We start from the raw sequence: 10609 nt of genomic DNA on the forward strand, positions 1-10609 counted from the left end.
TTACGTATTCTCCTTATATTTAACTAACGCATGACTCGCAACCTTAAACTGTTAAAGCCCTACTTCTAACATAGTAGGTAGTTTTCATACCTGCTCTCCATGCATGAAGATGAAGTGCTAAGAAGTCAGTTGCTTTGATTTCTGGTCGAACATAAAAGTTAAAACTTTGCCCCTGATCGACGTGACGTTGACGGGCAGCCGCCATATTAACGGATGCATGTTGATCCACCATGAACGCCGTTTGGTAATAAGGGCTTGTTCTTTCGGACAGATCTGGAGCTGGATTAGCGATTTTATATGTGGTCTTTTCTTCATATGAAATTAATTCATATAGTGGATCAATCGATGCAGTTGAGCCAGCAATAATTGATGTAGATCCATTTGGGGCAATGGCGAACAGCCAAGCATTACGGATACCGTTTTTCTGTACTTCAGCTTGCAACTCTTTCCACTGTTCGGTGGTTATGTATTTTCCTTCTCGTTCACCTGAAACATAATCTCTCTTAACAAAATACTCTCCTGTGTCCCAGTCAGAGCCTTTAAATTTAGGATAATGTCCTTTTTCTTTAGACAGATCCATACTTGCTTTAACAAGTAGATAGTTAATCTTTTCATACAGATTATCGTTATACGTTACAGCTTCGTCAGACTCCCAATGAATGCCTTCGAGAGCAAGCAGGTGGTGAAGTCCAAACGTTCCTAATCCAACGGCTCTATACTGTGCATTCGTGTATTGAGCTTGCAATACATCAATATTGTTGATGTCGATAACATTATCTAGCATACGAGCTTGAATTGGGACAAGTCGCTCAAGAACATTATCTGGTACTGCTTTAGACAAGTTAGTGGAATTGAGATTGCATACTACAAAGTCACCGGGAATTTTAGAGATAATGATACGAGTTTGACCGTCTTTAGTTACCAATTCTTCTTTTTCAACTACAGTAGGAGATTGGTTTTGCATAATCTCTGTACAAAGATTTGAGGAAAATACCATTCCGTGTGCACCGTTAGTGTTAGCACGATTCACTGTATCACGATAGAACATATACGGTGTTCCAGTCTCTAATTGAGATTTCATCACACGCTTCATAATATCAATTGCCTGAACAGTGATCCTCTGTAGCAGAGGATGGTTTACTGCTTCTTCATATTTTTCTCTGAAGGTTCCTTTGCCCATTTCCTCGTCATAGAAGTCTTCCAATCCAAGTGGTCGCCCATCACTATCTTTCCATCTCATAATAGACTTTACTTCGTGTGGACAGAACAAGCTCCATTCTCCTCGACTCTCAACTCTTTCCATGAATAAGTCGGGAAGGCAGATACCATGGAAGATATCGTGTGCTCTCATTCGTTCATCGCCATTATTGAGCTTCAGATCAAGAAAAGCTAGAATATCACGATGGAATACATCCAAATAAACCGCAATTGCACCTTTGCGTGTACCAAGCTGGTCTACGCTGACTGCTGTATTGTTTAGTTGGCGAATCCAAGGCACTACACCTGAACTCGTATTCTTGTGCCCTCGAATGTCAGAGCCTCTTGCTCTAACTTTTCCTAGGTAGACCCCAATTCCTCCACCTGTTTTACTAAGTCGTGCCACATCTGTATTGGAATCAAAGATGCCTTCCAACGAGTCATCTACAGTGTCAATAAAACAACTAGATAATTGACCAGCAACTTTTTTCCCTGCGTTGGACATTGTTGGTGTAGCAGCAGTCATATACAGGTTACTCATTGCCCAGTAGGATTCTTTGACAAGATCCATACGTTTATCTTCGGGCTCTTGATGCATTAGATACATCGCAATAACCATATATCTTTGTTGTGGTAGTTCCATTAACTTTCCATCAAAGTCATGAGTAAGATAACGCTCTGTTAGAGTAAGCAATCCAATATAGTCGAACAGCAGATCATGCTCTGGGTTAATATACTCTCCCAATTCTTCAATCTGTTTCTTTGTATAACAGGTGAGAAGTTCTTCTCTGAAGATTCCTTTCTCAACTAAAGTTTGAATCAGAGGATAAAATGAACCGTATGGCTCATCAATATATGATTTATATTTTCGATTGTTGGCGGCCTTTTTATAGAGCTTTGTCAATAGTCCTCTTGCAGCAACAAACTTCCAATTTAGTTCTTCTTTTGTGACCAAATCTAGAGCTGTCATTGAGAAAGCTTCACTGATCTCTTCCGCTGTTACCTCATCGCGTCTTAGTTTACTGTTAACACCTTTGACTAACTTTGCCTTGTCTAAATCAAATCCACTCATTACTCTATCTGCATATGTATTAATTCTATTCTCATCAAAAGCTAGCTGTCTGTTATTCGGTTTGTTTACTAATCGGGGCATTAAAATCCTCACTTTCAAATGTCTATATCTGTGTAAAAGAATTATTTCATTAAATCATATGTATTATTTATGTGTACATCTCTTCAACTTCTAAAACAGTAATCATATCACCGATGTTGAATACGTGATTTTGCTTAAAGAATCTTACTATTGCGTATTCAACTGCAACCTGCTTCATAATATCAGTGGTAACTGGGTTTTCTCCTGCCATTTCATAACAATCTTCCTCGTCTACGTTCACCAAGAAATCCAGATCCTCTGTCTGCTCTCCGAAATCGTGTTGCAATAACACATTAAACTGCACTATCATCACCTCCTTGAAATAATCACTTAACTATCTCTGGTGTGGAAAGTAACTCGATCAAACTCTCCCCAAGCATTTCTCCACACCTCTTGTCCATACTTATCAAATTCATCGAACTGCTTTTTACCTAACTTCTTTTTCATTGTTTTACTAATGTAGTTGTCTTCGTGTAGCATACTCTCATTCTCTGTGCCAATGTCAGCTTTAAAACAGTCGATTAGCACTCTAGATAAATCTAATGTTGCTTCATTTAGTCGAATCGCTTTTCCACTCCTTACTGCCCTCTCGCTCTCTTTTCATCTCAAGATGGGTTCTAACTTGGAAATACTCTTTTGCACTTTGCTTCATCTTGTTGTTATTGAGATGTTGTCGATCAAGAGCCATATTCAGATCCTCTAAGCTTTTGTTTAATTTATCAAGTGACTTTTGAATCCGATTATTTCTGTCCATCTTCAACACCTCTTCTTAGTTGTTTTGTTTATATTGTTAGTTTAATTCATAATATATAAAACGTCAATATGTATTTTTATTCTTTATTATCATCTTGGATTAAGGTTGAATTTAATAGTACCAAACAACGTATCGTTTGCACTACCAGTAAAATTATCCAATACATGATTATTATCTTTGTCTGTATGTTCAATGATAAGCACATTGTACTTCTGATCATAGTGCATTCCACCGAGTTTAAATTGTACAGGAATACTCAACGAAGACGTTGCCAAAGTTATTGCTTGAATCAACTCGGATTCATGCTTCTCCCTAATTGTCATGTACGTGCCATTTGGCAGTGTAATAGTGTATGGGGTATCGTCAATGCTAAACGTAAATGTGTTGTTGCTTGATGTAATTGTCACTTGGTGATTGATGTCTGCTGATCCCCAAACCTGTTGTCCGTATGCTGCTATTCTATCCATCTCCCTTGTTGTTTGTTTAATGTTCTACTTCTTTATGAAAGGTACACTTTATTTAAACTTGATCAGTCATACACTATGTGGAAGCAAATAATAATAATTATCCGAACAAAATCTTAGAGTTTTTATCCCGTTAATCTTCACATCAACAAAACAGTCAGATATCTCCCCTATTTCGCTTACTAAGCTTTTATAAAACTCGCCAATGCTCTCGCCTGTACTCTTTATCTTAAATGTTTTGTTGAAATCAACAAAATTAGTGACAAGGAATGTGTTAGTCTTATTGCTTTCGATAATCTGTTTAACCTTATGCATATGATAATTAACATCATCCAATCGCTTGTATCCGGTTAATACTGTTAAGCCATAGCCCTCAACGGTGTTTATATCTACAAACTCATCAATTACTGCATAAACACAATCATCGAAATAAGCAAAATCAAGCTCTGAAACTGAGAAAATATTTTTATAGTCATACCAAACCCTTTTACTCGCTACTGAACTTTTATCTTCATTAAGAACTACAGCAATATTGTCATGTTTTTTGGCATAACGTATTAATGAGGCTGTCTTACCCAATAATCGCTGTCTCTTGTTTGTATCAATTAACTCTTTTGTTCTGGCTGCTGTAGTTAAATTCTCAATGAAGATATCTTCAATTTTCAGCATAGTGTTTGCGTCTATTAGAGTCTGCAAAAACTCACCCCTCTCTATCAAATGTGCATTTCATAGTCTTATCGGTTTCCCCATACATCTAGCACATATCCATTCATATGAAGTTCAATAATTACCTCTCCTCCGAAGTTTCTTAGGATAAGTGGAACTGTTTCATGCTCAGGATAATCATTTTGCATTTGCATATAATATCTGTGTGCATTAATCAACTTTTCTCGATCTCTGTCTTCTGGAAAGGGGCAATAGAGATAATTATTTAAAGCCTGAAAGGTATGTATGTCTACAACATATTTTCCTTCACTATTTTTATTGAATGGATTTTTCAAGTTATTATTCTCCTATACTTGATATCTTTTAACTGTTTCTTTAACATGAGTGACTTCAAAAGTATCAAATCCTGAACGTTTCACTTCTTTGGCAATGATATCTGTAGGAGGCAAACTCTCGTGATGCGTCTTAATAACTGTTGCCTGATCACCATTTAAAGCAACATCGTCAGCATTCGTCATCTTAAATACATAGTACTCTTCGGTCTCTTCATCGTATTGTTTCATATAGTCTACCTCTCTTAAATACAATCGGTTTCGTACTCATAGTTTGGATCTACCTTCTGGAGCTCTCTCAATTTCTCAGTTATCTTTTCACCAATCTTTTCATATCTTCCCTGCTGCTCATGATATTTGTTTTTCAGGCTCAAAGCTTTATCATACTCCCATTCATAATCACCATGTAGGTTATCAAGTTCTCGTACAAGCTCTTTTACTTTGTTGTCAATTTATTAATCCCCCTTATTCGTTACGAGCGATTCCAGCGTTAGCCCAGAATACAGCCTGTTCAAGATTTGTCATTGCCAGTGATTTCTCACGACTATTGGGTACTGATTCTTCCAACAGGTAAGCCAACTCTTTTGCTGCTTCGCGAATCTCTTCATACTTTTGAGGTTGACCCTCTTTTGGTGCATGATAGGAAAAATTATTTTCAATTTGCGGATTCATATATGTATCTCCTTTAGTTGGTTTTATATTATTTCTTATTCAGAGGTACTTTCATCAAATGACATAATCGCCTTTTTCAGATAAAAGTACTCCTCTTATATCAATAGAGTAATTTATACCTGCTTTACTCGTATGATCTATCTTAACAATGTTTCTATTGTGATCCAGTACATCAAATACAAGATATAGCCTCTCTAATCCTTGCTTTTGACGGTAAAGGCCAGCATTAAAACAATCTGAAAGGATCTTACCTTTTATTTCAACAACAAAGTTTTCTGTAGTAAATTGGTGTGTTTTCCAATCGAAAAAATCTTCGGTATGCGGCGGAGAGATTCCCACTGATTCAATTTCTTCAGCAGCTATCCCCACCTCAGCTAAAAATTTCTCCCAAGGAATAAATGTAAAATTCACATTAAGAAATATCTCCAGCATATTACTGTGCCATTTAGATTCCGTATTAAACATTTCAATGGATTCTGCTTCTCTCACTATTTATAAGCATCTCCTTCTTGATAAAATTTGACTTTCAATAAAACTTAAACTTTGGCGTTTCGCTATGATTTTGATCAAAGTAGCCAAGTACACTTCCATCAGTATCAATCTTAAATCTAATTAATTCTAATTTGTTTAGTACTACTTCTTTGAAGAGCTTGCCATCATAAAACTCATCAAATATGATCTTATTGGGTTGGCTATGTAAGATACTTAGAACCAATTCGTCAGCAAATTGTTCGAGGTTGCTTGCTCTGATTGTTTTTGGAGTCAGATACTTTCCCTTTTCTAAATCTACAATCTGTATAACGACTTGATACTTTGGATATTTCTCTATTCCAACTATCCACATTTTATCAATAATCTTGTCACCTCCTAATACTTAAACCATTTGGTTTCTCCATGTTCCTTCAACATCCGACCTGCTGTAATAATAAATATCAGACTATTTACTATCCAGATAAAAATCCATGCACCTTTGCTGGTATCAATCTGAAGATAATTAAAATCAGCGAACTGCTTACGTACAAATTTATCAGCAACAAGATCTCCTACGTCATGTACAACTGCTGTGAAGTCATTAAGATTGTTTTGATTTAACATATAGTCTCTGACATCTAACTTAAGTAACTCTACCTCACTCCACGAAAATGGATAACTCCAGATAGCCTTGTTGTCTTCATTGGTAGAGAAGGCAATCACAAAGTCATTCTTGTTTCCACCTTCCCACTTATCCTGTAGAGCAAAACCGTAACTTGGATCTGTATTGGTCCCTACATTGACGAAAATAATATTTACCTGTTTCCACGACATTGTTTTACCGGGCTTTTCAGGATTAGGTACTGGTCTGTTAAGTTCCGAATTTACTTCAGCTAGTACTGTCAGTGCTTTATCTTTGTCTCTAACGTCGCCCAAAATCCTATCAACATAAATGTAATCACGCATTGCTTCAGGGTAATCGGGTAGATTGGGAAACTTATCTAAATCTATGTCGTCATGCTTGAAAATCGAATAAGATGCTTGAACTTTATTCTCATATGTATGTGTTGAAGCTGTTGGAGTATTATAAGGCCACAACACTTTTAGTTCTTCGGTTGTATTAGGCCATTTGTCGTTTAATTTTCTACCATCGGGAGAGACATGTACCTGAACTCTCCCGTTATCAGTAGTTTTAATATAATTTGTAGCATCGTGATGTTCCCAATAGCCGGGAGTTGTAGAACACACATTATTATTTGAGCAGCTAGTTACGGGTTGATGCCATTCATCCCACTCTTCATTGTGTTCCCATCCGATTACACGACCAGACCAAACTTCAGTTGCTGTAGTCTGACTTGAGTAATCAATAAATACAAATAGTGGAGTGAAAATAAATGATGCTAAGACAGCTCCTAAAGCCAGTCCCCATCTCGCTTTTGTTGCAAATCTAACTAGAAGAACTAGTGCTAACACTCCTACACATATAAACATTGCCATTTAGATGCTCCTATTTCAGATCAATTACATCTGCTTTTTTAGTCTTAAAGGCATCCTGTGTTTGCTCCGATGTAATAACATATTTGTTCATGTCATAAATCGTTCTTTGTGTGATTGAAGCCATAATAAAGTGAACTTTGATATATGTATTATATTCTCTGATAATGTCTGTAATTTGCTTCTGGTTATTATCGAATTGCTGTCTTCCTGCTGAGATTTCCCTTTGAAGTTGACTGTAAACTGATGTATCTAATTGCGGGTTTTGTTCTTGTACCATCTTAAAGAGGAGCCCTTGATCATCATATCTCCCAGCAATAAGTCCAGTGTATACATCCTTAATTTGTTCTGCTTGTAGATCTGTTACCTGAGTCATCTCTTTAAATTTCTTCCACATGTTATCGTAATTAGATTGATTGCTAACATACTGTGCTTCAATTCTTTCTTCAAGTTTTACTGCTGTATTACGATGACTCCAAATTGTTCCTACACTAATTGCTATGACTAGAATTAAGACCCCAATAATGATTCCAATGCTTATAAGTGCTTTTTTCATATATTCACTCCGTTTTCTTTATCAAATATATCTTTCACTTAAATTACAATTACGTAAATCATATATCCATAATATGTAGTCCAAACTAAACCTCTAATGATACTTTTCAAACTTACTTTCTTTGAACTCAAAATCTTAAACTTTGTAGCTACTAATTCTTCTTCGTTCATCTTATTAATGTTTTTCTTAGAAAATCCAACCACTAAAGACAGCAGCAGGAGCATTACGATAAATAAAGTTGGATACTTAGCATTATCGTAATTAAATGCGTTTATAAGAAAGGTAATCTCCACAATGATATATACTAAGGCACCGATCAGAGGCAAACATCCTGCTTTAAGATAGTCCATGTTTCTTTTTTCAATTGATTCATTACTCTGTATTTGCTCAATCTCAAGTAACTTTAATTTTCGATTTGTTTCTGAAAAAAACGAACCCTTGAAAATTGTGTTCAAGTTAACCGCAAAGAATAAAATTGACAGAAAAATCATCATGTAATTAAATCACTCCTATTATTTTATGGATGAATCCAAGCACAAATCTCATCTTCTCGAAGTAGCTCACAAAGTTGATTCAAATTACATCTACGCTTAACCGCATCCCACATAGTGCCCCTGTAACCAAACTCCTTCTCACAAAATTCCACAGCTTCATCTACCTTTGTGAAGGTTTTCTCTTCATTCTCCAAATCAATAATCAACATATTCAATTCTCCTCTATGTATGTTTGCTAATTTCGTACTGATCTTGAATAATATCTAGTGCTTCCTGTAATCCTAGAATCTCACCATCATGAGCAATTGGATCTGTATCCTTGTAGTAATTAAGTGATACTTCAATATCTTCAATAATCTTTTCAATTAATACTTCCATCTATATATTTCTCCCTTCTAGAATCGAACAGTTGGGTAAGGATCATAAATATCTTTTTTTCTGACTTTAGCTATAGTGTATTTACCATATTCTTCAGACAGCTTACGACTCTTCATTTCTTCAAGCATTGCAATTTCATTGTTGATTTTTCGTTGTTGTGTTCGTAAAACTTCAAGTCTATTGTTGATATCAAAATTACTAAGTTCAGGAAACATTCATTTACCTCCTTCATTCAATCTCTTCAAGACACTTTTCATTGCCTCTCCAATAACTAATCCAGATTCTCTTGTTGAATTCATTGCAATATTCATCTGCTTACTTAGTTCTTCCATATATGGTTCCCCTATTCTATGAAAATCTTATGTAGACTGAACTGGCTGCACCTCGATGATATCCCGGCCTTTCAGTTGATCATAATCACACAAGTTATCTTTTATCCAATCTACAAATGTACTGTCTACTTTATCAAACTCAATAATCCTCAATTCAATGTACTCGTTCTCGTCAATAATCTTATGAGTTTCACCATTGCTACACATTTCCTCATATACTACTTGAGGGTTATAATTTCTTGAAAAATCGATTGCTGCGTAATCATCACCGTAAACATACAAGTAAACACTCTTCTCGTTCTTGCTGTTTAAATAATTTGGCATAGTATCTCTCCTTAGAATCTCTGTGAAACCACTATTTTATAAACTCGCTATCTGCTTAGCAGCCTTGAAAAGTGACACCATTTCAGGATCGCTTGTGATAAGTAGCGCCAATGAATTTGAATTTCTCTTCCAAACTGAGTCTTCAATGATTTGAAGAGAGGAAAGACAAAGTTGACTATGCTCTAGTCCCAATTTGCTGGTTAGAAATTTGACCATTTCATCTGCAAGCTCACGATTATTTAACTTAATATTTAATTTAGAAAAATCTATCGATGCCATTTAAGAGCTCCTTTCTTATTGAAACTTGTATTTTACTCAGAATAAAACCCTAGTAACTTAAAATGTTCGTGATTTTTATTAATCCATTCTTTGTTTGTATAATCCATATAAATGCCATAGTCATGAAGTGCATCTAAATATCCAGCGATACGACTGCCAATACCATCATGATACTGGTCTCCCTGCAATAACACTTTACCTTCGTCAAGATCGTACAATGCCTTCTCATCTTCAAATTCTTCATTGACATAGATAACTAAGTCCATCTTCATTCTCTCCTTTCTTGATGAAACAGTTCTTTTACCTAGATATCTGACTTACAAAAGCCTTATATATCAATGGTTTTTAATTGCTCGGATACGTCTTTTCATCAATCTATCCTTTAGATCATAAAAATTGTTCATTCTATCATACTCTTTATGTCTCTCTATATATTTGGCTACAAATTCCGGTCTTTCATATGCTACTAGCCTACTAAATACAACTCTGCCAAAAATAAATTCTTGGGCTTCATTGTCCATTCGATCACCTGTCTATGTATTAAAAAGTCATACAACCTTTACGATATCTCTTGCCTTTATATTTGAATCGAGCGATGAATGTACGAACTAGAATCAAGCCTTCATTCACTCTTTCAATCACAATTACACCCTTTTCAGTCATCCATCTTAATTTTCCTTGTACGTTTGGAATGGAGGATATCATCTTAATGAGATATCCCACTCCAACATTACTTTGCTCACAGCGAAGCTTCGCGTGCTCCGAAACCTTTATCCTTACTTTTTGTTTCTTCATATGTATTACCGCTTATTAGATTTGCGTTGAGTACGTTGTTTCTTAAATTTAGTCAACACAGATCCTTCCTTTCGACCATTTTCTGCTGGCTTAACATATTGGAACGTGAAGCCCTTTTTCGCTGCCTGTTGTTTCGCTGCAATGACTGCACCTAGATAGTCTGTTGGTAGGTTGTCGATTACCACGCTTTGATTAATGTTGTTAGTCGCAATTCCGTATAATTTCATATGTATATATCTCTCCATTCG

At 35.8% G+C, this 10609-nt stretch carries 20 protein-coding genes; all 20 read right to left on the reverse strand.

What is annotated here, in order from left to right; genetic code table 11:
- Nucleotides 1-43 precede the first annotated feature (43 nt).
- The 20 genes from NKT06_RS17995 to NKT06_RS18090 all read right to left on the reverse strand — a co-directional run bounded on the left by NKT06_RS17995 (nucleotide 44) and on the right by NKT06_RS18090 (nucleotide 10588).
- A complete protein-coding gene (locus tag NKT06_RS17995) occupies nucleotides 44-2350 on the reverse strand; it encodes a ribonucleoside-diphosphate reductase subunit alpha (protein ID WP_253437359.1) in 2307 nt (768 codons plus the stop codon).
- A 67-nt stretch (nucleotides 2351-2417) separates the two neighbouring features.
- Nucleotides 2418-2654, reverse strand: coding sequence for a hypothetical protein (locus NKT06_RS18000; protein ID WP_253437362.1), 237 nt, complete (start codon nucleotides 2652-2654; stop codon nucleotides 2418-2420).
- Between the two features lie 246 nt (nucleotides 2655-2900).
- Entirely contained in the window at nucleotides 2901-3104 is a 204-nt protein-coding gene (locus NKT06_RS18005) for a hypothetical protein (protein ID WP_253437365.1), read from the reverse strand.
- Nucleotides 3105-3193: 89 nt separating this feature from the next.
- Nucleotides 3194-3571, reverse strand: a complete 378-nt coding sequence (locus NKT06_RS18010; RefSeq protein ID WP_253437368.1) for a hypothetical protein — start codon at nucleotides 3569-3571, stop codon at nucleotides 3194-3196.
- Nucleotides 3572-3637: 66 nt separating this feature from the next.
- Complete coding sequence (locus NKT06_RS18015; RefSeq protein WP_253437371.1) at nucleotides 3638-4237, reverse strand: hypothetical protein; 600 nt, start codon at nucleotides 4235-4237, stop codon at nucleotides 3638-3640.
- Nucleotides 4238-4302: 65 nt separating this feature from the next.
- Nucleotides 4303-4569: a hypothetical protein gene (locus tag NKT06_RS18020; protein ID WP_253437374.1), complete on the reverse strand. Its 267-nt coding sequence runs from the start codon at nucleotides 4567-4569 to the stop codon at nucleotides 4303-4305.
- Between the two features lie 12 nt (nucleotides 4570-4581).
- A complete protein-coding gene (locus NKT06_RS18025; protein ID WP_253437377.1) occupies nucleotides 4582-4797 on the reverse strand; it encodes a hypothetical protein in 216 nt (71 codons plus the stop codon).
- Nucleotides 4798-5031: 234 nt separating this feature from the next.
- The gene (locus tag NKT06_RS18030; RefSeq protein ID WP_253437382.1) at nucleotides 5032-5238 is read right to left on the reverse strand and encodes an Acb2/Tad1 domain-containing protein; all 207 of its coding nucleotides are present in this window, start codon (nucleotides 5236-5238) and stop codon (nucleotides 5032-5034) included.
- A 54-nt stretch (nucleotides 5239-5292) separates the two neighbouring features.
- Nucleotides 5293-5727, reverse strand: coding sequence for a hypothetical protein (locus tag NKT06_RS18035; protein ID WP_253437385.1), 435 nt, complete (start codon nucleotides 5725-5727; stop codon nucleotides 5293-5295).
- Between the two features lie 37 nt (nucleotides 5728-5764).
- Entirely contained in the window at nucleotides 5765-6082 is a 318-nt protein-coding gene (locus NKT06_RS18040; RefSeq protein WP_253437388.1) for a hypothetical protein, read from the reverse strand.
- 23 nt (nucleotides 6083-6105) lie between these two features.
- The gene (locus tag NKT06_RS18045) at nucleotides 6106-7206 is read right to left on the reverse strand and encodes a hypothetical protein (protein WP_253437391.1); all 1101 of its coding nucleotides are present in this window, start codon (nucleotides 7204-7206) and stop codon (nucleotides 6106-6108) included.
- 10 nt (nucleotides 7207-7216) lie between these two features.
- Nucleotides 7217-7759 (reverse strand): hypothetical protein, encoded by a 543-nt coding sequence (locus NKT06_RS18050; RefSeq protein ID WP_253437394.1) that lies wholly within the window; start codon nucleotides 7757-7759, stop codon nucleotides 7217-7219.
- 38 nt (nucleotides 7760-7797) lie between these two features.
- The gene (locus NKT06_RS18055) at nucleotides 7798-8253 is read right to left on the reverse strand and encodes a hypothetical protein (RefSeq protein ID WP_253437397.1); all 456 of its coding nucleotides are present in this window, start codon (nucleotides 8251-8253) and stop codon (nucleotides 7798-7800) included.
- A 23-nt stretch (nucleotides 8254-8276) separates the two neighbouring features.
- Nucleotides 8277-8462 carry a hypothetical protein gene (locus tag NKT06_RS18060; RefSeq protein ID WP_253437399.1) on the reverse strand — a complete coding sequence of 62 codons (186 nt, stop codon included), beginning with the start codon at nucleotides 8460-8462 and terminating at the stop codon, nucleotides 8277-8279.
- 13 nt (nucleotides 8463-8475) lie between these two features.
- Nucleotides 8476-8631, reverse strand: a complete 156-nt coding sequence (locus NKT06_RS18065) for a hypothetical protein (RefSeq protein WP_253437402.1) — start codon at nucleotides 8629-8631, stop codon at nucleotides 8476-8478.
- A 17-nt stretch (nucleotides 8632-8648) separates the two neighbouring features.
- On the reverse strand, nucleotides 8649-8846 hold the full coding sequence (locus NKT06_RS18070; protein WP_253437405.1) for a hypothetical protein: 198 nt from the start codon (nucleotides 8844-8846) through the stop codon (nucleotides 8649-8651).
- A gap of 144 nt (nucleotides 8847-8990) precedes the next feature.
- Nucleotides 8991-9287: a hypothetical protein gene (locus NKT06_RS18075; RefSeq protein WP_253437409.1), complete on the reverse strand. Its 297-nt coding sequence runs from the start codon at nucleotides 9285-9287 to the stop codon at nucleotides 8991-8993.
- A gap of 36 nt (nucleotides 9288-9323) precedes the next feature.
- A complete protein-coding gene (locus NKT06_RS18080; RefSeq protein WP_253437412.1) occupies nucleotides 9324-9566 on the reverse strand; it encodes a hypothetical protein in 243 nt (80 codons plus the stop codon).
- Between the two features lie 32 nt (nucleotides 9567-9598).
- The gene (locus NKT06_RS18085; protein WP_253437415.1) at nucleotides 9599-9832 is read right to left on the reverse strand and encodes a hypothetical protein; all 234 of its coding nucleotides are present in this window, start codon (nucleotides 9830-9832) and stop codon (nucleotides 9599-9601) included.
- A 534-nt stretch (nucleotides 9833-10366) separates the two neighbouring features.
- Nucleotides 10367-10588, reverse strand: a complete 222-nt coding sequence (locus NKT06_RS18090; protein WP_253437418.1) for a hypothetical protein — start codon at nucleotides 10586-10588, stop codon at nucleotides 10367-10369.
- Between the last annotated feature and the right edge of the window lie 21 nt (nucleotides 10589-10609).

This window comes from Paenibacillus sp. 1781tsa1 (genome assembly GCF_024159265.1).
In the GTDB taxonomy this organism is placed as follows: Bacteria; Bacillota; Bacilli; order Paenibacillales; family Paenibacillaceae; genus Paenibacillus.